Genomic DNA, 22,083 nt, shown 5'->3' with positions numbered 1-22,083 from the left:
CTTTCATGGTGGAAGCCGGACGGCGAAAAAACAAGGAAAGGTTCAGCGCGCAGCGTGATGCTGCGCCCGGCGGTCAGGGATAGAACCAGTACAGGCTGTAACCCTGGGCGTGAACCTTGCCGACATCGAAGCGCATCACGATCTTTTCTTCGCTGTTGGCGGCAAAGCTCTTGAGCTTCTGGCTGTCAGGCTTGAGATAGTCGCGCGGAGTGAAAACCTTGCGGATCAGGACCTGATTGTCGGCATCCTTCAGCGTGACTTCCAGCATGGGGAAGGCCTGGGGATAGCGGGCATGATTCTTCAGCGTTGCCGACAGCTGCACCAGGTTGGTGTGCTCGGGGACAAAGGACAGCTCGGACCATTCAGTACGGATGAACTCCGGATCGGTCGGGTAGGGGACGTTGCAGCCCAGCTTTTTGCACAGGCGCTCGAAGACCGGGCGGGTGTCCGGTGCCTGCGCCGCGATGGCCGTACGGTTGATGTAGACCAGCTGGGCGGCCAGCAGCAACAGGCCGATGAACGAGCCGAACAGGATCAGGATGGTCAGCCAGGGGTTGCTGCGTTTGCGGGCGGGTGTCTCGTCGCCGGCCGGGTCGAAGGCCGGCGCCTCGGCAATCATGGTCTCTTGCGGTAGCGGCGCGGTCTCTGCCAGTTCGGGTTCGATGGGGGCGGGAGCGCTGCGCCGGGTATCAAGTACCGCCGGCAGATCCTCTTCGTCAATCGGTGTCACCGGTGTTTCGGGGGCCGGCTGACGCGGTTCGGGGTCAAGCGCCATCTCGGCAAAGGGATTGCCGATCGGAGCGCTGGCCACCGGGTGTTGGTGCAGGGCTTCGTTGAGTGCCTGCTGGAAGGCCTCGACATCTGCCAGCGACGGTGCGCTGCTGTCAGGCTGTTCACTTGCCGGGGTTTCCGGCAGGCTGGCCGTCATGGGGTCGAAGTCCGGGACTTCCAGCTCGAAGTCGTCGATGTCCGGCGCGCTGTACGCTGCTGCCGGCGCTTGTGGTGCGGGGGCTGCCGGGGCGGCGGCAGGCGCGGGCTGGGCTGGTGCCGGCTGAGCCGGCGTCGTGACTGCGGCGGGGACCGGCGCAATCAGGTAATCGAGCGCATTGAAGACATGGGCACAGCGCCCGCAGCGCACCAAGCCTTTGGCGGCGGACAGTTGAACGTCACTAACCTTGAAGCGAGTCTGGCAAGCGGGGCACTGTGTTGTTTTGGTCATACCGTTTGTCGTCGGGTTCCGGTGAGTCGGGTCCATCCCTCGTCGAACACCGGCGGATCCATATCGAACCAGCCGGCATAAATCGCCGAGAGCTCATCAGCCTGTTCGGCAAGAATGCCGGACAGGACGATTCTACCACCGGTTTTGACATGGTTGGCTAGCATCCCGCCAAGCATGCGCAGCGGGTTGGCCAGAATATTGGCCAGCAAGACGTCAACCTGTACCGCCGGGGTATCGTCCGGCAGGCAGAACCGGGCGGAAACACCGTTCTGCGCGGCATTGTCCCGGCTGGAACGGACTGCCTGCGGGTCGATGTCGACACCGATGGTATCGCCGGCGCCCAGCTTGAGGGCTGCAATCGCCAGAATGCCCGAGCCGCAGCCGTAATCGAGGACCGTGGCACCCGGTGTCAGGTGGGCATCGATCCACTGCAGGCACAGTCGTGTGGTCGGATGGCTGCCGGTACCGAAGGCGAGGCCGGGGTCCAGCTGCAGGTTGACGGCATTCGGCGCCGGCGCCTCATGCCAGGTCGGGGTGATCCACAGCCGGTCCGAAATCCGGATCGGTTCGAACTGCGACTGGGTCAGACGCACCCAGTCCTGTTCTTCGATCCGTTCGGTCGTGAAGCCCGGCATCGCCAGCTGGCAGGCGTTGGCCGCGGCGGCGATCAGCAGGCCGACTTCGGCATCATGGGCAAACAGCGCAATAATGCGGCTTTGTGCCCACAGCCGGTCAACCGGCTCGCCCGGTTCGCCGAAGATCGGTTCTTCCTGCGCCGTACCGGCCCAGGCGTCCTCGATGGCGGCCGACAGGGCGCCGGCCTCCATCAGGGCATCCGCCAGCTTCTCCGCCACCTTGGAGTCGGTATCGATAGTGGCCTGGATCCACGCCATCAGATCGAGCCTTTCTTCATGTTGGCCAGACGTTCTTCCAGATAATGGATGCTGGTGCCGCCGCGGATGAAGGTGCTGTCCATGAACAGCTCCTGATGCAGCGGGATGTTGGTCTTGATGCCGGAAATCGCCATCTCGGACAACGCGACGCGCATACGGGCGATTGCCTGGTCGCGCGTGTCGCCGTAGGCGATCAGCTTGCCGATCATCGAGTCGTAATGCGAAGGCACGGTATAGCCCTGGTAGATATGCGAATCGATGCGGATGCCCGGGCCGCCGGCCGGGTGATAGCCGTCGATCTTGCCCGGAGAGGGCACGAAGGTGAACGGGTCTTCAGCGTTGATACGGCATTCCATGGCATGGCCGCGAATTACGATGTCCTTTTGCTTATAGCGCAACTTTTCACCGGCGGCGATGCGGATCTGCTCCTGGACGATGTCTACGCCGGTAATCATTTCGGTCACCGGGTGCTCGACCTGAACACGGGTATTCATTTCGATGAAGTAGAAGCCGCCATTTTCATACAGGAATTCGAAAGTGCCGGCGCCACGGTAGCCGATACGGCTGCAGGCATCGGCGCATACGGCACCGATCTGCTGGCGCTGCTTGTCGGTGATGCCCGGAGCAGGGGCTTCTTCGATGATCTTCTGGTGGCGACGTTGCATCGAGCAGTCACGTTCGCCGAGGAAGATGGCATTGCCGTACTCGTCGGCCAGCACCTGGATTTCGATATGGCGCGGCTGCTCGAGGAATTTCTCCATGTAGACCACCGGATTGCCGAAGGCGGCTTCGGCTTCGGCGCGGGTCATGCCCACGGCAGTGATCAGGGCGGCTTCGCTGTGGACGACGCGCATGCCGCGGCCACCGCCGCCGCCGGCGGCCTTGATGATGACCGGGAAGCCGACCTTGCGGGCGATACGGATGATTTCTTCCGGATCATCCGGCAGGGCACCATCGGAGCCGGGAACGCAGGGAACCTTGGCGGCCAGCATGGCATCCTTGGCCGATACCTTGTCGCCCATCAGGCGAATGGTTTCCGGGCGCGGGCCGATGAAGACGAAGCCGGATTGTTCGACGCGCTCGGCGAAGTCGGCATTTTCAGACAGGAAACCGTAACCGGGGTGGATGGCCTGGGCATCCGTGACTTCTGCCGCGGCGATGATGGCCGGGATGTTCAGATAGCTCTTGCCGGAAGGGGCGGGGCCGATGCAGACGGATTCGTCTGCCAGCTTGACGTATTTGGCTTCGCGGTCGGCCTCGGAGTGCACGACGACGGTCTTGATGCCCATTTCACGGCAAGCGCGCTGGATTCGAAGTGCGATTTCCCCGCGGTTGGCGATCAGGATCTTTTCAAACATGATTTGGCGTGTCCGTAGAAAGTCGGAACAAACAACAAGGGCACGGATGGTCGTGCCCTGTCATCTCTCGGGGTGCTCGTCGGCGATTACTCGATGACGAACAGCGCTTCGCCGTACTCGACCGGCTGGCCCTCTTCGACCAGGATCTTGGTCACGGTGCCGGCGCGATCGGATTCGATTTCGTTCATCAGCTTCATGGCTTCGATGATGCACAGGGTGCTGCCGACTTCCACCTTGTCGCCCACTTCAACGAACTTCTTCGCGCCCGGGCTCGGTGCGCGGTAGAAAGTGCCCACCATCGGCGACTTGACCAGCTTGCTGTCGTCGAGGGCGGCGCTGGCTGCCGGGGCGGCAGCGGCAGGTGCAGCGGCCGGTGCTGCCTGCTGGACGGGTGGCAACTGCACGGCATTGACCGGTTGTGCGTAGGCAATCTGGGCATTGGCCGAGACGCGGGTGATCCGCACTTTTTCCTCGCCTTCGGTGACTTCCAGCTCTGCAATGCCGGATTCTTCGACGAGGTCGATCAGTTTCTTGAGTTTACGCAGGTCCATTGAGTTGTCCTTCGGATGTTTTTATGTGGATACGTCAGGCCTGCACGGCCAGCCGGGTGATGGCATGCGCCAGCGCCAGCTCGTATCCATGAGCGCCAAGCCCGCAGATGACACCAACCGCCAGATCCGAGAAATAGGAATGTTGGCGGAACGGCTCACGGGCGTGCACGTTGGAAAGATGAACTTCGATAAAAGGCACCTTGACGCCTGCCAGCGCGTCGCGAATGGCCACGCTGGTATGGGTGAAGGCCGCCGGATTAATGATGACGAATTCGGTCTTGTCCGAGGCACAGGCGTGGATGCGCTCAATCAGCACATATTCGGCATTGCTCTGCAAAGCCTCAAGTTCGAAACCGGCCTGTCTGGCCTGTTCCTTGAGGCGCTGATTGATGGTATCCAGCGTGTCCCGTCCGTAGTGCTGCGGTTCTCTGGCGCCCAGAAGATTCAGGTTCGGGCCGTGCAGCACGAGGATTTTTCGGGTCAAGATGTTCGGTCCTTGGTTCAAATATTGGCCGCAAGTTTGCCGCACATGTCGGCAAAATGTCCAGCTTTGACTGCAAATCACCAGGGAATTTTCACCTGTCATTCAGCGGAGTTGCCGATGAAATGGAGCGAAAGCACTAGTTTGGCGCCTTTCGCTCGGGTGTGGCTATTGTGCGCCAACCGCACTGACCGGGGTTGATCTGAACCAAATTATGTTGATGCAAACGGAATAGATCAAACCTGTGCCGGGTCATTGAACCACAGGTATAATCGCTGCGTTTAAAGCTTCATGGATTGCCATGCACATTTCGCAATTTGACTATCACCTGCCGGAGCACCTGATCGCCCAGCACCCGCCGGCCGAACGCGGCGCCAGCCGTCTGTTGCACGTCGACGGTGCGACCCGTCACGACCGGATGTTTGCCGATTTCCTCGAGCTGATCCAGCCGGGGGATGTGATGGTATTCAATGATACCCGGGTCATCAAGGCCCGGCTGTTCGGCGAGAAGGCCAGCGGTGGCCAGGTCGAGGCGCTGATCGAGCGAGTCCTCGACGATCACACCGCGCTGGCGCATGTGCGTGCCTCCAAGTCCCCCAAGCCGGGCAGCCTGCTGACCTTCGGCGGGCAATGGCAGGCCGAGATGGTCGAGCGGGTCGGTGACCTTTTCAAATTACGCTTCCTGGCGTCCGAGCACCTGTTCGACATTCTGGAGCAGTCCGGCAAGCTGCCGCTGCCGCCTTATATCGAACGCAGTGCCGGCAACGAGGATGACGAGCGTTACCAGACGGTCTATGCCCGCGAAAAGGGCGCGGTGGCCGCGCCGACCGCCGGGCTGCATTTTACCGAACACATGCTGGCCGCCCTTGAGGCGCGCGGCGTCAGGCTGTGCCGCGTGACCCTGCATGTCGGTGCCGGCACGTTCCAGCCGGTGCGGGTGGAGGATATCCGCGAGCACAAGATGCACAGCGAGATCTACGAGATTCCGCAGGAGACCCGCGACACCATTCTCGCGGCACACGCTGCCGGGCATCGTGTACTGGCCGTCGGTACCACCAGCCTGCGCGCGCTGGAGTCGGCGGCGCAGAGCGGGACGCTGACGGCCGGCCGGGGTGAGACCGATATTTTCATCACGCCGGGCTACCAGTTCCGCGTGGTGGATCGTCTGCTGACCAATTTCCACCTGCCCAAGTCGACACTCATGATGCTGGTGTCGGCGTTTGCCGGCATGGAGACCATCCGCGCAGCCTACCAGCACGCCGTGGATCACGAATACCGTTTCTTCAGCTATGGCGATGCCATGCTGCTGGAAAAGCACAAACCCTGACGGAGAACGCCAGCATGGCCGGACTGAAAAAAGGGGGCGCTCAACCGCTCGAACTGTGCCTGCATACCCGGACCCGGGTGCTGGAAATCAGTTTTGATGACGGCAAGCGTTTCGAATTGCCCAGCGAGTACCTGCGGGTCTACTCGCCGTCTGCCGAAGTGCGCGGTCATGGTGTGGGGCAGGAGGTGCTGCAGACCGGCAAGCGCCATGTGGCGATCACAGCCGTCGAGCCGGTGGGGCAATATGCCGTCAAGCTGGTGTTCGACGACGGCCACGACTCCGGGCTCTACAGCTGGGATTATCTGTATGAATTGGGGCAGGGCCAGGCGGACAACTGGCAGGCCTATCTGGACCGGCTCGAGGCAGCCGGCGCCAGTCGCGATCAATAACCACCGGCCCCCGGCAGGGGCCCGGCTCCGATACGCATCGGGCACGGCACAGCACGTGCGGACGACACAATAGGGAAGGCGGCATATGGACAAAACCACGCATTTCGGCTTCAAGACGGTCGCTGAAAGCGACAAGGCGCAGAAAGTCGCCGAGGTCTTTCATTCCGTTGCGCAGAAGTACGACGTGATGAACGACCTGATGTCCGGCGGCATGCATCGCATCTGGAAACACTTCACCCTGACCACCTCCGGCGTGCGTCGTGGCGACCGGGTTCTGGATATCGCCGGCGGGACCGGCGACCTGGCGCGCGGCTGGGCCGAACGGGTCGGCAAGGAAGGCGAGGTCTGGCTGACCGACATCAACAGCTCCATGCTGACCGTTGGCCGCGATCGCCTGCTGGATGCCGGCATGGTGCTGCCGGTGGCGCTGGCCGATGCCGAGAAGCTGCCGTTCCCCGACCATTATTTCGACTGCGTGTCGGTGGCTTTCGGCCTGCGCAACATGACCCACAAGGATCTGGCGCTGGCGGAAATGTGCCGCGTGCTCAAACCGGGCGGCAAGCTGCTGGTGCTGGAGTTTTCCAAGGTCTGGAAGCCGCTGTCGCCGCTGTATGACCTTTATTCCTTCAAGGCCCTGCCGCTGATGGGCAAGCTGGTGGCCAACGATGCCGACAGCTATCGCTATCTGGCCGAATCGATCCGCATGCATCCCGACCAGGATACCTTGCGCCAGATGATGCTGGATGCCGGCTTCGGCAAGGTCGACTACCACAATATGACCGGTGGTGTCGTTGCCCTGCACAAGGGCTACAAGTTCTGAACCACGGGGAGACGGCATGAGTTCCAACCTGAGCAGCTGGCTGATGCTGGCCGGCGCCATCGCCGCGGAAGTCACGGCCACCAGTTCGCTCAAGATGGCGCAGGGCTTCACGCGCTTCTGGCCCTCGCTGGTGGTGGTGATCGGTTATGCCCTGTCTTTCTGGCTGCTGGCACGCGTCATGCAGCGGCTGGAGCTCGGTCTGGTGTATGCCGTCTGGTGCGGTGTCGGCATGGCGGTCGTCGCGGCCGTCGGGGTGATCGCCTATGGCGAAAGCCTGACCTTGCTGAAAGTGGCCGGCATCGTGTTTGTGACGATCGGTGTGATCATGCTCAGTTTTGCCGTCAAGTCGGCAGCCTGAGCGCGGAGGCGTTTTCATGCAACCTGCACTGGCCCTGTTCAATCACGTCCTCAACCAGCACCCGGCGGTGCGTGCGCAACTGGCCGAACTGGCCGGCCGGCGCGTGGCTCTGCAGCTGCCGCCGCTGAGCATGGCCGGGGTCATCACCGACGAAGGCTGGCTGGCCGCCAGCGAAGGCGAACCGGAGGCCATCGTTGCGGTCAGGCCACTGGCGGCACTGGTAGCGCAGTGGCGCGGGCGAACTCCGGAATTTGCGGATCTGCAGCTGCATGGCGATGCCCAGCTGGCTCAGCGTTTCGGCCATCTGATCGGCAGTCTGCGCTGGTTGCCGGTCGAAGACCTGTCTCGCGTGGTCGGCGATGTGGCGGCACACCGGCTGGAGGGCTGGGCGCTGCAGGCCGCGGACTTCAGCCAGCAGGTCGGCTCGCGCCTGCTGGAGAGCTGGGTGGAACAGTTGCGCGAGGAAGCGCCCCTGCTGGCCCGTCGGCGTGATGTGGAACAATTTGTGACGGCCGTCGATACCTTGCGCGACGATGCCGCCCGTCTGGAAAAACGTCTGGCCCGGCTGGAAGCCGCAAGCCTGTCTCGGAGCGAGCCGGCGCAGCCGGCCTGAACAACATGCGGATAGCGCGCGCCTACAAGATTTTTGCCACCTTTTACCGTTTCGGACTCGACGATTTCTTTCGCGGCCACTCGCGGCTGAAATGGCTGCATGCACTTTGCCGCGTTCTGCCCTTGCCGCGTCAGCGCGGTCAGACCCTGCCGGTGCGGCTGCGTCTGGCGCTGGAGAGCCTGGGACCGGTGTTCGTCAAGTTCGGGCAGGTGCTGTCGACGCGGCGGGATCTGCTGCCAGCGGACTTCGCCGACGAACTGGCCAAGCTGCAGGACAAGGTGCCGCCTTTTGACGGCGCGCTGGCGCGTCAGGTCATCGAGCGCAGCCTGGGGCGACCGCTGGAAGCGGTTTATCTGGCGTTTGACGATGTGCCGGTGGCCAGTGCCTCGGTGGCGCAGGTGCACCATGCCTGGCTACGTGAGGCCGATGGTCGTCGCGGGCGCGAAGTCGCCATCAAGGTGCTGCGTCCGGGCATTCAGCCGGTGATCGAACAGGATCTGGCCCTGATGCGTACCCTGGCGCGCATCGTTGAGGCTGGCTTCCCCGATGGCAAGCGCCTCAAGCCGGGCGAGGTGGTGGCCGAGTTCGACAAATACCTGCATGACGAACTGGACATGATGCACGAGGCGGCCAATGCCTCGCAGCTGCGGCGCAATTTCCAGGATTCGGACAAGCTGCTGGTGCCTGAAGTGTTCTATGACTACACCGCGCGCGATGTCCTGACGCTGGAATGGATGCGCGGCACGCCCATCGGTCAGATCGACAGGTTGCGTGCCGATGGTGTTGATCTGAAAAAACTGTCGCGCTTCGGGGTGGAGATCTTCTTTACCCAGGTGTTCCGTCACGGGTTTTTTCATGCCGACATGCATCCCGGCAATATCTTTGTCGCCGCGGACGGGCGCTATATCGCGCTGGATTTCGGTATCGTCGGCAGTCTGACCGAAGTCGACAAGCACTATCTGGCGATCAACTTCCTGGCGTTCTTCAATCGTGACTATCACCGGGTGGCGACGGCGCATATCGAGTCCGGCTGGGTGCCGGCCGATACCCGTCCGGAAGAACTGGAGGCGGCAGTGCGCACGGTCTGCGAGCCCTTCTTCGAGAAGCCGCTGTCGCAGATTTCCTTCGGTCTGGTGCTGCTGCGGCTGTTCGAAACCAGCCGGCGCTTCAATGTCGAAATCCAGCCGCAGCTGGTGTTGCTGCAAAAGACCCTGCTGAATATCGAGGGGCTGGGGCGTCAGCTTGATCCCGATCTCAATCTGTGGGATACCGCCAAGCCCTTCCTCACCAAGTGGATGAACGAGCAGATCGGCTGGCGTGGTTTTGTCCGGGCGCTGAAGAATGAGGCCCCGCAATGGGCGACCACCCTCCCGGCCTTGCCGCGCAGGCTGAACGACGCCCTCGGCGGCCGGACCCAGGATCTGCTGGTGCAAAGCTATGTCCTGCTGATGAAAGAGCAGAAGCGGCAGAACTTCCTGCTGACGCTGATTGCCATCCTGCTGGTGGCCTTGCTGCTCAAGGGCTTTCTCTAAGGCCCCCTCTGCGGTGTGCGCCCGGTATCTCCGTCTCCGGGCGCCCGCTTACCCCAATACCGCCATCACCACCCGGCGGTCTTCCGCCATCAGAATGTTGAAGCTGCGGCAAGCCGCCTGGGTGTCCATCACCTCCATGCCGATGCGGGCCTCCGCCAGGGCGGCAGACAGCCGCGGATGCGGAAAGCGCAGCTTTTCGCCGCTGCCGAACAATACCACTTCCGGCTCGAAGGCCAGCAGCGCCTCGAAGTCTGCCGGGCTCAGCGATTCAAAGCTGTCGGCCTGCCAGGGCACGATGCTGTCCGGGGTGATGATCAGATTGCCGCTGAAGTAATCCTGATTGATGCGGATGCGACCGGTCTCGTAGGCCGTGATCAAATTGCGGCCCGGCGCCGCTGCCTGATGCAGTTTCATGCTGATTTTCCGTCAGAAAATTAATGTGCCCGCGCTTGCGCGTTTAGGATAGGATTATAACTCGACCCCGGGCGCTGGCTAGCCGGATGCCGGGGGACAAAGAGACTATCAGGACCAAGCGCTCGGCAGGAGAGAAGCGCGCAAAAACAAGTAGATCGCCATGCAGCCAGTCAAAAAATCGCAGAAACTCGCCAACGTCTGTTACGACATTCGCGGCCCGGTGCTTGACCATGCCAAGCGGATGGAAGATGAAGGCCATCGCATTCTCAAGCTGAATATCGGCAATCCGGCCCCGTTCGGGTTTTTCGCGCCGGACGAGATCATCGAGGACGTCATTGCCAACCTGCAGGATGCGTCCGGCTATTCCGATTCGCGCGGCCTGTTCGCCGCGCGCAAGGCGATCATGCACTACGCCCAGGAAAAGCAATTGCCGAATGTCAGCATGGATGACATCTATATCGGCAATGGCGTGTCCGAACTGATCGTGATGGCCATGCAGGGTCTGCTGGACGCTGGCGACGAAGTGCTGGTGCCGGCGCCGGACTATCCGCTGTGGACCGCGGCCATCAGCCTGGCGGGCGGTCGCGCCGTGCACTATCTGTGCGACGAGCAGGCCGGCTGGTTCCCCGATATCGAGGACATGCGCGCCAAGATCACGCCCAATACCCGCGCCATCGTGGTCATCAATCCCAACAACCCCACCGGGGCGGTGTATCCGCCTGCGCTGCTGGCGCAGATCGTCGAGCTGGCACGACAGCACCAGCTGATCATCTATGCCGATGAAATCTACGACAAGGTGCTGTATGACGAGGCCTCGCATACCTCGATCGCCTCGCTGGCACCGGATGTGCTGTGCATCACCCTGAACGGCTTGTCGAAGAACTACCGGGCTGCCGGTTTCCGTGTCGGCTGGATGGTGGTGTCGGGCGAGAAGCAGGCGGCGCGCGACTATATCGAGGGGCTGAACATGCTGGCCTCGATGCGTCTGTGTTCGAACGTCCAGGGGCAATATGCCATTCAGACCGCGCTGGGCGGCTATCAGAGCATCAATGATCTGGTTCTGCCGACCGGGCGCCTGTGTCGTCAGCGCGATCTGGCCTGGGAGCGTCTGACCGCCATCCCGGGGGTGAGCTGCGTCAAGCCGAAAGGAGCGCTGTACCTGTTCCCGCGCCTCGATCCCAAGCTGTATCCGATTGCCGATGACCAGCAGTTCATCCTGGAGCTGCTGCGCGAGCAGCATGTACTGCTGGTGCAGGGTACCGGCTTCAACTGGATCAATCCGGATCACTTCCGTGTGGTGTTCCTGCCCAATACGGATGACCTGAATCAGGCCATGGACCGCATCGAGCGCTTCCTGGACGGCTATCGCATGCGCCACGCCTGACATCGCTTTGTCTCAACGCCTTGACCACGGGACGCGCAAGCGTCCCGTCATATAAAAAATAACGGACGATCGAGATCACTACTGTGGAGAAGCAAGGAATGAAACCAATCAATATCGGCCTGATGGGGGTGGGCACGGTGGGCGGCGGTACCGCCACCGTTCTCAAACGCAACGCCGAAGAAATCAGCCGTCGGGCCGGCCGGCGCATCCGCCTGTTCATGGCGGCCAACCGCGACACCCAGCGTGCGCGTGACCATGTTGGTCCCGAGGTCATCGTGGTCGACGATGCCTTCCAGATCGTCAACCATCCGGACGTCGACATCGTGGTCGAGCTGATCGGTGGCACCACCATCGCCCGCGAACTGGTGTTCAAGGCCATTGATAACGGCAAACATGTAGTGACCGCCAACAAGAAGCTGATCGCCGAGTATGGCAACGAGATCTTCGCCCGCGCCCAGGAGAAAGGCGTCATCGTGGCCTTCGAGGCCGCTGTGGCCGGGGGCGTGCCCATCATCAAGGCGCTGCGCGAGAGCCTGGCAGCCAACCGGGTCGAGTGGATCGCCGGCATCATCAACGGCACCGCCAACTACATCCTGAGCGAAATGCGCGAGAAGGGCACCAGCTTCGCCGATGCGCTGGCCGATGCCCAGCGGCTGGGCTATGCCGAGGCCGATCCGACCTTCGATATCGAAGGACATGATGCCGGTCACAAGCTGACCATCATGGCCTCGATCGCCTTCGGTATTCCGATGCAGTTCAGCAAGTGCTACCTCGAGGGCATCAGCCAGCTGACCGCCAAAGACATCAGCTATGCCGAGGAGCTGGGCTACCGCGTCAAGCTGCTGGGGCTGACCCGCCGCACCGACGATGGCATCGAGCTGCGCGTGCATCCGACGCTGATTCCGGAAAGCCGGCTGATCGCCAACGTCAACGGCGTCAAGAATGCCGTGCTGGTCAATTGTGATGCCGCCGGTCCGACGCTGTACTACGGTGCCGGTGCCGGCGCGCTGCCGACGGCCTCGGCCGTGGTGGCCGATATTGTTGACGTGACCCGTCTGCTGGCCGCCGATCCGGAGCACCATGTACCGCTGATGGCCTTCCAGCCGGACCAGCTGCATGATCTGCCCATCCTGCCGATCGATGAGGTGGTCAGTTCGTACTATCTGCGTATCCAGGCCATCGACCGTGCCGGGGTGCTGGCCAACATTACCCGCATCCTGGCCGAGGATGCGATTTCGATCGAGGCGGTGATCCAGAAGGGCTGCAGCCATGATGGCGCGGCTGAAGTGGTGATCCTGACTCATCGCGTCAAGGAAAAGTACGTCAATCACGCGATTGCCGCCATCGAGGATCTGGATAGCGTAGCGGGCCCGGTGGTGCGGCTGCGCATGGAAGAACTGACAGCCGGACAGGAGTAAGCGATGGACTATATCAGCACCCGTGGCGGCCTGGCACCCTCGCGCTTCTGCGACATCCTGCTGATGGGGCTGGCGCCGGATGGCGGACTGGTGATGCCTTCGCATTATCCGCGCATCGATCTGGCCACGCTGGCCGCCTGGCGCGAGTTGTCCTATGCCGAGCTGGCGTTCGAGATCATTCGCCTGTTCGCCGACGACATCCCGAGCGATGACCTGCGTGCCATCGTTCATCGTACCTACCGGCCGGAGGTGTTTGGCAGCGACGAGATCACCCCGCTGCGGCAGCTGTCGGACGGGCTGTGGGTGCAGGGGCTGTCCAACGGGCCGACGCTGGCCTTCAAGGACATGGCCATGCAGTTGCTGGGCAACCTGTTCGAGTACGTGCTGGTGCAGCGCGGTCAGCAGCTGAACATTCTGGGGGCTACCTCCGGCGACACCGGCAGTGCAGCCGAATATGCCATGCGCGGCCGGCAGAACATCCAGGTGTTCATGCTGTCGCCGCACGGCAAAATGAGTGCCTTCCAGCGCGCGCAGATGTTCTCGCTGCAGGATGAGAACATCCATAACCTGGCGATCGAGGGCATGTTTGACGACTGTCAGGACATCGTCAAGGCGGTTTCCAACGACGCGGCCTTCAAGTCGGCCCATGCCATCGGCACGGTGAACTCGATCAACTGGGCGCGGGTGGTGGCCCAGGTGGTGTACTACTTCAAGGGCTATTTCGCGGCAGCGGGCCAGATCGGCGAACGGGTCAGCTTCTGCGTGCCCTCGGGCAACTTCGGCAATGTCTGCGCCGGACATATCGCGCGCCAGATGGGTTTGCCGATTGGTCGTCTGCTGGTGGCCACCAATGAAAACGACGTGCTGGACGAGTTCTTCCGCACCGGTCGCTACCGTCCGCGCGGCAGTGCCGAAACCCGGGTGACTTCCAGCCCGTCGATGGATATTTCCAAGGCCTCCAACTTCGAACGCTTCGTGTTCGAACTGGTTGGGCGCAACCCGGCCATGCTCAAGTCATTGTGGGCCAAGGTCGACAACGGCCGCGGTTTCGACCTGGGCGATGATCCGCTGTTCTCCGAAGTGGCGACCCGCTTCGGTTTCGCCTCGGGTCACAGCACACATGACAACCGGCTGGCGACGATTCGCCAGGTGGCCGGGCAGGATGGTCAGGTGCTGGATCCGCATACAGCCGACGGGGTCAAGGTGGCGCGCGAACTGCGCCGTACCGGCGAGACCGTGGTCTGCCTGGAAACGGCCTTGCCGGCCAAGTTTGCCGAAACCATCCGTGAGGCACTCGATCAGGATCCGCCGCGTCCGGCCGGGTTCGAGGGGCTGGAGGATCTGCCGCAGCGCTTCACCGTGCTGCCGGCCGATGTCGCCGCCGTCAAGCAGGTGATCGAAGCGCATTCCTGATCGGATCGTCGAATAGCCGATGAGCCAGCCCCGCCCGGGCTGGCTCATTTTTTGTCAGATCGTCTGGTATTTGCTGACGGCGCTTGTTGATACATCACCATTGCGCGCTTTTCTCTGACCGTGCCCTTTTGACCAGGACTGTGGACGTGGATTTAATGGGCCGTTTCCTAACCGGAGTACAGGCCATGTCGCAGCAGAAGCCCATCGATCACGACACCCCTCTGACTGACTCACAAACCTATCGGAATGACCCGGCGACGGGGCGTCTACCGTTTGCCTGCACACCCGGGCAGCTGGAGGAGGCCATGGCGTGGCTGGAGAGCACTTGTCCCGGTACACTGGCCAGCTTTCGTGCGCTGATGAGTGAGGCCATGCAGAGGGGAGAAAAGCATTTCCGCGAGATTCCGTACGATGAGATCGGCGCCTGCATCTTTGCCTTCTCCCAGTTGTCGTTCGTGACCAGCGCGGCGAAGCCCGATCAGGCCATGAACGAGCTGATCCTCGCCATGCTGGATCATCTCTGGGTCGGCCTGAGTCACTAGTCACGTCCGAATCCTCGCGCCAATCCGGGGTCAGTCTGCCCCGGATATCATGCCGCCCGCCCGGTAGACAGACTTACAAGCCCAGTTCCTGGATTTTGCGCGTCAGGGTATTACGTCCCCAGCCGAGCAACTGGGCGGCCTCGATCTTGCGCCCGGCGGTGTGTCCCAGTGCAGAAAGAATGCAGCAGGCTTCGAAACGACTGGTCAGGTCATCGATGATGCCGGTTTCCCCTGCTGCCAGACGGCGGCTGATTTCCGCCGACAGTCCCTTGAGCCAGTCCGCCTCCTGGGCGGACTGGCTGGCGGCCGGCAGCTCGGGCATGTCTGCCGTGGCGACCGTCGGGGCCGGATTCTTTAGCTCTGGCGGCAGATCCGAGACTTCAACGGTCTGGCCGGGAGCCATGACGGTGATCCACTGACAGAGGTTTTCCAGCTGGCGCACATTGCCCGGGAAGTCGTAATCGACGATGCACTGCATGGCCGCCGGGCTCAGCCGCTTGCTTTCCACGCCCAGGCTGGCTGCGCTGCGCGCCAGAAAGTGCTGCGTCAGCAGCGGGATATCCTCGCTGCGTTCGCGCAAGGGCGGCAGACGCAGGCGGATCACGTTGAGACGGTGGAACAGGTCTTCGCGGAACTGGCCATTGCGCACCCGTTCCTCCAGGTGCTGGTGTGTGGCCGCAATCACGCGCACATTGGCTTTGATCGGGGTGTGGCCCCCCACCCGGTAGAAGTGGCCGTCGGACAGGACGCGCAGCAGGCGGGTCTGCAATTCGGTCGGCATGTCGCCGATTTCGTCGAGAAACAGCGTGCCGCCCTCCGCCTCTTCGAAACGTCCGCGACGGGTGGCCTGGGCGCCGGTGAAGGCCCCCTTCTCGTGGCCGAACAGTTCGCTTTCCAGCAGATCCTTCGGGATGGCGGCGGTATTCAGGGCGATGAACGGGCGACCGGCACGCACCGAGTGCAGGTGCAGGGCCTCGGCAACCCGTTCCTTGCCCGTCCCGGACTCGCCGGTAATCAACACCGTGACGGTGGATTGCGACAGGCGGCCGATGGCGCGGAAAACATCCTGCATGGCCGGTGCCTGACCCAGTAGTACCGGCAGCGCGGCTTGCGGGGCAGGGGTGTCGTCATGCTGGCCCGACTCGGCCAGCGCGCGTTCGATCAGTTCGACCGCCTGATCGATGTCAAAGGGTTTGGGCAGGTACTCAAAGGCCCCCCCCTGGAATGCGGAAACCGCCGAGTCGAGGTCGGCATGTGCGGTCATGATGATGACCGGCAGTTGCGGATGGCGCTCCTTGACCCGGGTGAGAAATTTCAGCCCGTCGGTGCCGGGCATGCGGATATCGGAGATGATGACGCGCGGCTGTTCGTCCTCCAGGGCATTGAGCGCGTCGTCGGCGCTGGCAAAGCTGCGGTAGTCGATGGCGCTGCGGGCCAGGGCTTTTTCCAGGACCCAGCGAATGGCTTTGTCGTCGTCGATGATCCAGACCGGCATCGTTCAGTCTCCTTGCGCGCCAGGTGCGTTGGCGAGTGTTTGTTCTTGTTTGAAGGGCAGCATGACGGTAAAGCAGGTTTGTCCCGGCCGTGAATCGAACTCGATGCTGCCACCGTGCTGGTGCACATAGGCCTGAGCCAGGGTCAGCCCCAGGCCGGTGCCTTCGGCACGACCGGTCACCAGCGGGTAGAACAGGTGGTCGCGGATGTCTTCCGGAATGCCGGGGCCGTCATCGATGATTTGCAATTTCAGTGCCAGGTGGTGCCGCTTGCGTGCCAGGGTGGCCTGGCGTGCCACGCGGGTGCGCAGGATGACCCGGCCCTGACCCTTCATGGCCTGGATGGCGTTCTTGACGATATTCAGCACCACCTGGATCAATTGTTCCTTGTCGGCCACCAGCATCGGCAGGCTGACATCGTAGTCGCGCTGCATGGTCAGGCCTTGTGGATACTCGGCCAGGGCGATGCTGCGCACGCGCTCCAGGACCTCGTGAATGTTGACCTCGCTGACAACATGGCGCCGATGCGGCGCCAGCATGCGGTCAACCAGAGATTGCAGCCGCAGGGCCTCTTCCTTGATGACTTCGGTGTATTCCTTCAGTTCTGGCCGGTCCTGCAGCTCGTGTTCCAGCAGTTGCGCCGCGCCGCGGATGCCGCCGAGCGGGTTCTTGATCTCGTGCGCCAGGTTGCGGATCAGCTCGCGGTTGGCCTGATGCTGCAGCAGACGCCGTTCTTCATTGACGATGCGCAGCTGCTGGTCGAGCGAGCGCAGCTCGATCAGCGCCAGTCCCTCTCCCTGATCGATTGGCGTCACCGACAGGGCCAGATGCAGAGGCTGGGCGCCTTGCGCCGTGACCAGCTCCAGGTCGTGTTCGATATAGCTGGCATTGTGGGCAAAGGCGGTGGCCAGTGCCTGCTGCAGTGCCTCACAGGGCAGGAACAGCTCGGCGAGGTGATGACGCATGAGTTCGCGCCGTCCCAGACCGAGCAGGTTTTCACTGGCCGGATTGGCAAACACCAATTCACCATCGCGGCGCACGATCAGCACCGGGGTGTCGAGTAGTTCGAGTCCGGCAAAGCCGGGCGGCGTGTTTTCTGTTCCGGTCATGACAGGCTCTTGTCAGCTTGGGGCACGAAATCCATTGGCATGATTCAGTATGCACTGTTTTGGTGCGCTCTGGCGGGGGCCCGGAAAAAAACCCGCTTCCCTCACGGGAGAGCGGGTTTTCCAGACCGCACCCCGGGCGCGGTTCGGCACAATTACAGGCTGTAGTACATCGAGAATTCAACCGGGTGCGTGGTCATGCGCGCCAGGTTGACTTCCTGCATCTTCAGCTCGATGTAGGCATCAATCCACTCGTTGCTGAATACGCCGCCGCGGGTCAGGAACTCGCGATCCTTGTCCAGGGCATCCAGCGCTTCGTCCAGCGAGGCGCAGACGGTCGGGATCAGCTTGTCTTCTTCCGGCGGCAGATCGTACAGGTTCTTGTCGGCCGGGTCGCCCGGGTGGATCTTGTTCTGGATGCCGTCCAGACCGGCCATCAGCAGTGCCGAGAACAGCAGGTACGGGTTGGCCAGCGGATCCGGGAAACGGGCTTCGATACGACGGGCCTTGGGGCTGGCCACGTGCGGAATGCGGATCGAGGCCGAGCGGTTCTTGGCCGAGTAGGCCAGCTTCACCGGGGCTTCGTAGTGCGGAACCAGACGCTTGTACGAGTTGGTGCCCGGGTTGGCGATGGCGTTCAGTGCCTTGGCGTGCTTGATGATGCCGCCGATGTAGTACAGGGCGGTATCGGACAGGCCGGCATAACCGTCACCGGCGAAGGTGTTCTGACCGTCTTTCCAGATCGACTGATGCACGTGCATGCCCGAGCCATTGTCGCCGACGATCGGCTTCGGCATGAAGGTGGCGGTCTTGCCGTAGCTGTGCGCCACGTTATGCACCACATATTTGAGGATCTGGGTCCAGTCGGCGCGCTGGGTCAGCGTGGAGAACTTGGTCCCGATTTCGTTCTGGCCGCCGGTGGCCACTTCGTGGTGGTGGACTTCGACCGGTACGCCCAGCTCTTCCAGCAGCAGCACCATGGCCGAACGGATGTCCTGAGCGGAGTCGACCGGCGGTACCGGGAAGTAGCCGCCCTTGATGCCCGGGCGGTGGCCGGTGTTGCCACCTTCGAACTGCTGGGCCGAGGCCCAGGCACCTTCTTCCGACTCGATCTTGACGAAGCAGCCGGACATGTCGGCACCCCAGGTGACCGAGTCGAAAATGAAGAATTCCGGTTCCGGGCCGAAGTAGGCGGTATCGCCAATGCCGGTGGCCTTCAGGTAGGCTTCGGCGCGCTTGGCGATGGAACGCGGACAGCGGTCATAGCCCTTGCCATCGGCCGGGTCGACCACGTCGCAGCTCATGATGACGGTGGCTTCGTCGAAGAACGGATCGATCTTGGCAGTGGCCGGATCGGCCATCAGCAGCATGTCGGAGGCCTGAATGCCCTTCCAGCCGGCGATCGACGAGCCGTCGAACGCATGGCCGCGTTCAAACCAGGCTTCAGCATCTTCGGTCAGGACATGTGCCGGAATGGATACGTGTTGTTCCTTGCCGCGCGTGTCGGTAAAGCGCAGGTCAACAAACTTCACGTCGTTTTCCTGGATCAGTTTCACTACGTCTGCTACCGCCATGTTGATCTCCTAAATTGGGCTACTTGCTTCAAGGTGATGCCTGAAATGGTTGCTGGACACTGTCTAGCATGAAGCGTGCCAACCCTTTTCCGGACGGTAAATCCTTGTAGGGCGTGCTGGATACGCGTACGTCATGATACTGGCCGACCCATTTTAGTGCTGTCCCCGATTTAATGCACCAAAATGATGCATATCCGGCCCGAGTGAACAGGCATTGCCTTGTCTGCGCCTGCAACGGATAATCAAGACGTCATATTTTTGACCGCTGAGCGGGGAGTCTGTGATGGATCAGGTTCAGACAATTTTGCAACAGGCCGCCGGGCGAGCCGCCGCCATGGGGGCGCCGTATCAGGGGGCGCTGCTGCCGCAGGAAGCCTGGTACCTGATGCAGCACTTGCCGGGTGCGGTGTTGGTGGATGTGCGCAGTGCTGCCGAGTGGCAGTTTGTCGGCATGGTGCCGAATGCCGTCTGTGTCGAGTGGCGCAGTTATCCCGGCATGCAGCTCAACGGCCAGTTTCTCGCCCAGTTGCAGGCCCGTGTCGCACCGGAGGCGACGGTGATGCTGATGTGCCGCAGCGGTGCGCGCTCGGATGAGGCCGCACGTGTGGTGCAGGGGACCGGGTTCGCCGCGGTCTATAACGTGCTGGAAGGCTTTGAGGGGGATAAGGATGGCATGAGCCAGCGTGGCCACCTCAATGGCTGGAAAAAGCATGGCTTGCCCTGGGTACAGGGTTGAATGTGTTGATGCATGAGGCTGTCGCGGCTAAAGTAGCGGACAACCGCAGTAAACGGATTTCCAGAAAGCAGATCATGACCGAACGTTACGCCGTCATCGGTAACCCCGTAGACCATAGCCAGTCGCCTTTCATTCATGCCGAATTCGCCCGGGCCGAAAACCGGTCGATACGCTATGAGCGCTTGCAGGCTGCCACCGACCGTTTTGCCGATGTGGTCGCTGCCTTCGTCAAAACCGGGGGCTGTGGTCTGAATGTGACCTTGCCGTTCAAGGGGGACGCCTATCGTCTGGCGACCGAGCTGTCCGAGCGTGCGCGTGCCGCCGAGGCTGTCAACACCCTGACCTTCCGCGACGGCAAGGTGTTCGGCGACAACACCGATGGCGTGGGGCTGGTGCGGGACATCGTGGAAAACCTGGATTTCCCCATCGCAGGCAAGCGCGTGCTGATTCTTGGTGCCGGTGGTGCCGTGCGCGGCGTGCTCGGGCCTGTCCTGCAGGAAAAACCGGCCTCGGTCACCATTGCCAATCGTACCCTGATCAAGGCCGAGGCACTGGTGCACCATTTCGAGGCGCTCGGTCTGGGGCGCTGTGCCGCCTCCGCCTATGAGCAACTGGCCGGGCAGCATTTCGACATTGTGATCAATGGCACCTCCACCAGCCTGCACAACGAGCTGCCGCCGATCCCGCACGGTATTTTCACCACCCGCTCGCTGGCCTATGACATGGTATACAGCAGTGGTCTGACGCTGTTCCTGCAGCGCGCCCAGTCGGAAAATGCCGGCATGCTGGCCGATGGCCTGGGCATGCTGGTCGAGCAGGCCGCGGAATCCTTCCATATCTGGCATGGCGTCAAGCCGGAAACGCGCAAGGTGACGAATATGCTGCGCGAATTGCTGGCCTGACGATGCGCTGGTTCAGCAAGCTGCTGGCGGTCCTGGTGACCGCCTTTGCCTTATATAACCTGTGGATCTTCGGCCATATCGTTTACTGGCGCAGCCATAACCCGTCGGCCAGCGCCTTCATGAACGAGCAGCTGGCCAAGCTGCAGGAAGACGATCCCGAGGCCGAGCTGCGTCAGCAGTGGGTGGCCTACGAACAGATCTCGCCCAACCTCAAACGTGCCCTGATTGCCGCGGAAGACGCCAATTTTGTCGATCACGTCGGTTTCGACTGGGATGGCATCGAAACGGCCTTCGAGAAAAACCTGAAAAAGGGGCGTATTGTGGCCGGTGGCTCGACCATTAGCCAGCAACTGGCGAAGAATCTGTTTCTCTCCGACAAGCGCACGCCCTGGCGCAAGGCCGAGGAGGCGCTGATCACGGTGATGCTGGAGGCCGTGATGGACAAGCGCCGTATCTTCGAGATCTACCTGAATGTGATTGAATGGGGCAATGGCGTGTTTGGTGCCCAGGCGGCTGCGCGCTATTACTTCCATACTTCGGCGGCACGGCTCAGCGCTGGCCAGGCCGCCAAGCTGGCGGCCATGGTACCCAACCCGCGTTACTACGACGAGCACCGCAATGCGCCCGGACTGGGGCGCAAGACGCGCATTATTCTGCGGCGCATGCCGTACGCCGATCTGCCGGAATGACCCTGATGACGCCTACCATTGCTTCGGCGCTGCGCGCTTTTGCGCTGCCGCGCCTTGAGTCCCGTCTGTTGTTGATGCATGTCGTGCCGGATCTGACCCATGCCCGCATCGTCGCTTATCCGGAGCATGAGCTGCAGTCGGGCGTCTATGCGGCATTCTGCCGGCTGGCGCAGCGGCGTGTGGACGGGGAGCCGCTGGCCTATCTGCTGGGGCAGCGCGAGTTTTACGGTCGACCTTTTGCGGTTTCGCCGTCCGTGCTGATCCCGCGTCCGGAAACCGAACATCTGGTGGAGGCAGCGCTGGCGCGTCAGGGGCGCGGCCCGGCGCAGGTGCTGGATCTTGGCTGTGGCAGCGGCGCGATTGCCGTGACCCTGGCTCTGGAGGCCCCGCAATGGCAGGTGACGGCGGTAGATCTGTCGCCGGACGCCCTGGCGGTGGCACGGGGAAATGCCGAGCGCCTGCAGGCGACGGTCCGTTTTCATCAGGGCTCCTGGTTTGAGCCGCTGGCGTCGTCAGCGTGTTTTGACTTGATCGTGTCCAATCCGCCCTATATTGCGGCACAGGATCATCACCTGGGCGAGGGCGATGTGCGCTTCGAGCCGCGTATGGCGCTGACGGATGGTGCCGATGGACTGTCTTGTCTGCGCGCCATTGCTGCCGGGGCTCCCTCCCGCCTGCAGCCGGGGGGATGGCTGATGGTCGAGCATGGCTATGATCAGGGCGAGGCGGTCAGGGCCCTGTTTCTTGCGCAGGGGCTGCAGCAGGTTGAAACCTTGCCGGATCTGGCCGGCCTGGACCGGGTTACCCTCGGTCGTCGCTGCTGAAACAAAAAACCCGCCGTTAGGCGGGTTTTTTTACGTCGACGGCCTGT

General features: G+C 62.2%; 23 protein-coding genes. 14 read left to right on the top strand and 9 right to left on the bottom strand.

Annotated elements, in window-relative coordinates:
* Nucleotides 1–73: 73 nt before the first annotated feature.
* The 5 genes from AACH39_RS07820 to aroQ all read right to left on the bottom strand — a co-directional run bounded on the left by AACH39_RS07820 (nucleotide 74) and on the right by aroQ (nucleotide 4,505).
* Entirely contained in the window at nucleotides 74–1,219 is a 1,146-nt protein-coding gene (locus AACH39_RS07820) for a DUF3426 domain-containing protein (RefSeq protein ID WP_338621230.1), read from the bottom strand.
* Nucleotides 1,216–2,112, bottom strand: a complete 897-nt coding sequence (gene prmA, locus AACH39_RS07815; protein ID WP_215781231.1) for a 50S ribosomal protein L11 methyltransferase — start codon at nucleotides 2,110–2,112, stop codon at nucleotides 1,216–1,218. Before prmA ends, AACH39_RS07820 begins: the two co-directional genes overlap by 4 nt.
* Nucleotides 2,112–3,470 carry an acetyl-CoA carboxylase biotin carboxylase subunit gene (gene accC, locus AACH39_RS07810; RefSeq protein WP_215781234.1) on the bottom strand — a complete coding sequence of 453 codons (1,359 nt, stop codon included), beginning with the start codon at nucleotides 3,468–3,470 and terminating at the stop codon, nucleotides 2,112–2,114. Before accC ends, prmA begins: the two co-directional genes overlap by 1 nt.
* Nucleotides 3,471–3,556: 86 nt before the next feature.
* Entirely contained in the window at nucleotides 3,557–4,021 is a 465-nt protein-coding gene (gene accB / locus AACH39_RS07805) for an acetyl-CoA carboxylase biotin carboxyl carrier protein (RefSeq protein ID WP_215781237.1), read from the bottom strand.
* Nucleotides 4,022–4,055: 34 nt separating this feature from the next.
* The gene (gene aroQ / locus AACH39_RS07800; protein WP_252346170.1) at nucleotides 4,056–4,505 is read right to left on the bottom strand and encodes a type II 3-dehydroquinate dehydratase; all 450 of its coding nucleotides are present in this window, start codon (nucleotides 4,503–4,505) and stop codon (nucleotides 4,056–4,058) included.
* A gap of 298 nt (nucleotides 4,506–4,803) precedes the next feature.
* Here aroQ and queA point away from each other — a divergent pair, with 298 nt between their 5' ends.
* The 6 genes from queA (at nucleotide 4,804) to ubiB (ending at nucleotide 9,541) form a co-directional block, all read left to right on the top strand.
* On the top strand, nucleotides 4,804–5,829 hold the full coding sequence (gene queA, locus AACH39_RS07795; RefSeq protein WP_338621229.1) for a tRNA preQ1(34) S-adenosylmethionine ribosyltransferase-isomerase QueA: 1,026 nt from the start codon (nucleotides 4,804–4,806) through the stop codon (nucleotides 5,827–5,829).
* Between the two features lie 14 nt (nucleotides 5,830–5,843).
* The gene (locus AACH39_RS07790) at nucleotides 5,844–6,218 is read left to right on the top strand and encodes a DUF971 domain-containing protein (RefSeq protein WP_338621228.1); all 375 of its coding nucleotides are present in this window, start codon (nucleotides 5,844–5,846) and stop codon (nucleotides 6,216–6,218) included.
* A gap of 85 nt (nucleotides 6,219–6,303) precedes the next feature.
* Complete coding sequence (ubiE, locus tag AACH39_RS07785) at nucleotides 6,304–7,038, top strand: bifunctional demethylmenaquinone methyltransferase/2-methoxy-6-polyprenyl-1,4-benzoquinol methylase UbiE (RefSeq protein ID WP_215781246.1); 735 nt, start codon at nucleotides 6,304–6,306, stop codon at nucleotides 7,036–7,038.
* Nucleotides 7,039–7,054: 16 nt separating this feature from the next.
* Nucleotides 7,055–7,396 carry a multidrug efflux SMR transporter gene (locus AACH39_RS07780; RefSeq protein ID WP_215781248.1) on the top strand — a complete coding sequence of 114 codons (342 nt, stop codon included), beginning with the start codon at nucleotides 7,055–7,057 and terminating at the stop codon, nucleotides 7,394–7,396.
* 16 nt (nucleotides 7,397–7,412) lie between these two features.
* A complete protein-coding gene (locus tag AACH39_RS07775; protein ID WP_338621227.1) occupies nucleotides 7,413–8,009 on the top strand; it encodes a sterol-binding protein in 597 nt (198 codons plus the stop codon).
* A gap of 5 nt (nucleotides 8,010–8,014) precedes the next feature.
* Complete coding sequence (gene ubiB, locus AACH39_RS07770) at nucleotides 8,015–9,541, top strand: ubiquinone biosynthesis regulatory protein kinase UbiB (protein ID WP_215781252.1); 1,527 nt, start codon at nucleotides 8,015–8,017, stop codon at nucleotides 9,539–9,541.
* A gap of 48 nt (nucleotides 9,542–9,589) precedes the next feature.
* Here ubiB and AACH39_RS07765 read toward each other — a convergent pair whose 3' ends face one another.
* Entirely contained in the window at nucleotides 9,590–9,955 is a 366-nt protein-coding gene (locus AACH39_RS07765) for an Mth938-like domain-containing protein (protein WP_215781255.1), read from the bottom strand.
* A 160-nt stretch (nucleotides 9,956–10,115) separates the two neighbouring features.
* Here AACH39_RS07765 and AACH39_RS07760 point away from each other — a divergent pair, with 160 nt between their 5' ends.
* The 4 genes from AACH39_RS07760 to AACH39_RS07745 all read left to right on the top strand — a co-directional run bounded on the left by AACH39_RS07760 (nucleotide 10,116) and on the right by AACH39_RS07745 (nucleotide 14,712).
* A complete protein-coding gene (locus tag AACH39_RS07760) occupies nucleotides 10,116–11,339 on the top strand; it encodes a pyridoxal phosphate-dependent aminotransferase (RefSeq protein WP_215781258.1) in 1,224 nt (407 codons plus the stop codon).
* Between the two features lie 98 nt (nucleotides 11,340–11,437).
* Entirely contained in the window at nucleotides 11,438–12,757 is a 1,320-nt protein-coding gene (locus AACH39_RS07755) for a homoserine dehydrogenase (protein ID WP_215781260.1), read from the top strand.
* A gap of 3 nt (nucleotides 12,758–12,760) precedes the next feature.
* Nucleotides 12,761–14,170 carry a threonine synthase gene (thrC, locus tag AACH39_RS07750; protein ID WP_338621226.1) on the top strand — a complete coding sequence of 470 codons (1,410 nt, stop codon included), beginning with the start codon at nucleotides 12,761–12,763 and terminating at the stop codon, nucleotides 14,168–14,170.
* A 185-nt stretch (nucleotides 14,171–14,355) separates the two neighbouring features.
* The gene (locus tag AACH39_RS07745) at nucleotides 14,356–14,712 is read left to right on the top strand and encodes a hypothetical protein (RefSeq protein WP_338621225.1); all 357 of its coding nucleotides are present in this window, start codon (nucleotides 14,356–14,358) and stop codon (nucleotides 14,710–14,712) included.
* 73 nt (nucleotides 14,713–14,785) lie between these two features.
* Here the strand turns inward: AACH39_RS07745 and ntrC are convergent, their stop codons facing one another.
* The 3 genes from ntrC to glnA form a co-directional block, all read right to left on the bottom strand.
* A complete protein-coding gene (gene ntrC, locus AACH39_RS07740; RefSeq protein ID WP_338621224.1) occupies nucleotides 14,786–16,207 on the bottom strand; it encodes a nitrogen regulation protein NR(I) in 1,422 nt (473 codons plus the stop codon).
* A gap of 3 nt (nucleotides 16,208–16,210) precedes the next feature.
* Nucleotides 16,211–17,314, bottom strand: a complete 1,104-nt coding sequence (gene glnL / locus AACH39_RS07735; RefSeq protein WP_215781269.1) for a nitrogen regulation protein NR(II) — start codon at nucleotides 17,312–17,314, stop codon at nucleotides 16,211–16,213.
* 152 nt (nucleotides 17,315–17,466) lie between these two features.
* Nucleotides 17,467–18,885: a type I glutamate--ammonia ligase gene (gene glnA / locus AACH39_RS07730; RefSeq protein ID WP_215781271.1), complete on the bottom strand. Its 1,419-nt coding sequence runs from the start codon at nucleotides 18,883–18,885 to the stop codon at nucleotides 17,467–17,469.
* A 283-nt stretch (nucleotides 18,886–19,168) separates the two neighbouring features.
* Here glnA and AACH39_RS07725 point away from each other — a divergent pair, with 283 nt between their 5' ends.
* From AACH39_RS07725 to prmC, 4 genes are all read left to right on the top strand, one after another.
* On the top strand, nucleotides 19,169–19,621 hold the full coding sequence (locus AACH39_RS07725; protein ID WP_338621223.1) for a rhodanese-like domain-containing protein: 453 nt from the start codon (nucleotides 19,169–19,171) through the stop codon (nucleotides 19,619–19,621).
* 74 nt (nucleotides 19,622–19,695) lie between these two features.
* The gene (gene aroE, locus AACH39_RS07720; protein WP_215781276.1) at nucleotides 19,696–20,523 is read left to right on the top strand and encodes a shikimate dehydrogenase; all 828 of its coding nucleotides are present in this window, start codon (nucleotides 19,696–19,698) and stop codon (nucleotides 20,521–20,523) included.
* 2 nt (nucleotides 20,524–20,525) lie between these two features.
* Nucleotides 20,526–21,212: a monofunctional biosynthetic peptidoglycan transglycosylase gene (gene mtgA / locus AACH39_RS07715; protein WP_215781279.1), complete on the top strand. Its 687-nt coding sequence runs from the start codon at nucleotides 20,526–20,528 to the stop codon at nucleotides 21,210–21,212.
* Nucleotides 21,213–21,217: 5 nt separating this feature from the next.
* The gene (gene prmC, locus AACH39_RS07710; protein ID WP_215781281.1) at nucleotides 21,218–22,036 is read left to right on the top strand and encodes a peptide chain release factor N(5)-glutamine methyltransferase; all 819 of its coding nucleotides are present in this window, start codon (nucleotides 21,218–21,220) and stop codon (nucleotides 22,034–22,036) included.
* The last annotated feature ends 47 nt before the right edge of the window (nucleotides 22,037–22,083 follow it).

The organism is Paludibacterium flexuosum (genome assembly GCF_037076605.1).
GTDB lineage: Bacteria > Pseudomonadota > Gammaproteobacteria > Burkholderiales > Chromobacteriaceae > Paludibacterium.
The sequence above is the reverse complement of the archived record's forward strand: the minus strand, read 5'-3'. Positions and strand labels throughout refer to the sequence as shown.

What these genes read in the sequence shown, in the direction of transcription:
- AACH39_RS07820 (WP_338621230.1), bottom strand. Translation starts at nt 1,219, where the DNA reads ATGACCAAAACAACACAGTGCCCCGCTTGCCAGACTCGCTTCAAGGTT.
- prmA (WP_215781231.1), bottom strand. Translation starts at nt 2,112, where the DNA reads ATGGCGTGGATCCAGGCCACTATCGATACCGACTCCAAGGTGGCGGAG.
- accC (WP_215781234.1), bottom strand. Translation starts at nt 3,470, where the DNA reads ATGTTTGAAAAGATCCTGATCGCCAACCGCGGGGAAATCGCACTTCGA.
- accB (WP_215781237.1), bottom strand. Translation starts at nt 4,021, where the DNA reads ATGGACCTGCGTAAACTCAAGAAACTGATCGACCTCGTCGAAGAATCC.
- queA (WP_338621229.1), top strand. Translation starts at nt 4,804, where the DNA reads ATGCACATTTCGCAATTTGACTATCACCTGCCGGAGCACCTGATCGCC.
- AACH39_RS07790 (WP_338621228.1), top strand. Translation starts at nt 5,844, where the DNA reads ATGGCCGGACTGAAAAAAGGGGGCGCTCAACCGCTCGAACTGTGCCTG.
- ubiE (WP_215781246.1), top strand. Translation starts at nt 6,304, where the DNA reads ATGGACAAAACCACGCATTTCGGCTTCAAGACGGTCGCTGAAAGCGAC.
- AACH39_RS07780 (WP_215781248.1), top strand. Translation starts at nt 7,055, where the DNA reads ATGAGTTCCAACCTGAGCAGCTGGCTGATGCTGGCCGGCGCCATCGCC.
- AACH39_RS07775 (WP_338621227.1), top strand. Translation starts at nt 7,413, where the DNA reads ATGCAACCTGCACTGGCCCTGTTCAATCACGTCCTCAACCAGCACCCG.
- ubiB (WP_215781252.1), top strand. Translation starts at nt 8,015, where the DNA reads ATGCGGATAGCGCGCGCCTACAAGATTTTTGCCACCTTTTACCGTTTC.
- AACH39_RS07765 (WP_215781255.1), bottom strand. Translation starts at nt 9,955, where the DNA reads ATGAAACTGCATCAGGCAGCGGCGCCGGGCCGCAATTTGATCACGGCC.
- AACH39_RS07760 (WP_215781258.1), top strand. Translation starts at nt 10,116, where the DNA reads ATGCAGCCAGTCAAAAAATCGCAGAAACTCGCCAACGTCTGTTACGAC.
- AACH39_RS07755 (WP_215781260.1), top strand. Translation starts at nt 11,438, where the DNA reads ATGAAACCAATCAATATCGGCCTGATGGGGGTGGGCACGGTGGGCGGC.
- thrC (WP_338621226.1), top strand. Translation starts at nt 12,761, where the DNA reads ATGGACTATATCAGCACCCGTGGCGGCCTGGCACCCTCGCGCTTCTGC.
- AACH39_RS07745 (WP_338621225.1), top strand. Translation starts at nt 14,356, where the DNA reads ATGTCGCAGCAGAAGCCCATCGATCACGACACCCCTCTGACTGACTCA.
- ntrC (WP_338621224.1), bottom strand. Translation starts at nt 16,207, where the DNA reads ATGCCGGTCTGGATCATCGACGACGACAAAGCCATTCGCTGGGTCCTG.
- glnL (WP_215781269.1), bottom strand. Translation starts at nt 17,314, where the DNA reads ATGACCGGAACAGAAAACACGCCGCCCGGCTTTGCCGGACTCGAACTA.
- glnA (WP_215781271.1), bottom strand. Translation starts at nt 18,885, where the DNA reads ATGGCGGTAGCAGACGTAGTGAAACTGATCCAGGAAAACGACGTGAAG.
- AACH39_RS07725 (WP_338621223.1), top strand. Translation starts at nt 19,169, where the DNA reads ATGGATCAGGTTCAGACAATTTTGCAACAGGCCGCCGGGCGAGCCGCC.
- aroE (WP_215781276.1), top strand. Translation starts at nt 19,696, where the DNA reads ATGACCGAACGTTACGCCGTCATCGGTAACCCCGTAGACCATAGCCAG.
- mtgA (WP_215781279.1), top strand. Translation starts at nt 20,526, where the DNA reads ATGCGCTGGTTCAGCAAGCTGCTGGCGGTCCTGGTGACCGCCTTTGCC.
- prmC (WP_215781281.1), top strand. Translation starts at nt 21,218, where the DNA reads ATGACGCCTACCATTGCTTCGGCGCTGCGCGCTTTTGCGCTGCCGCGC.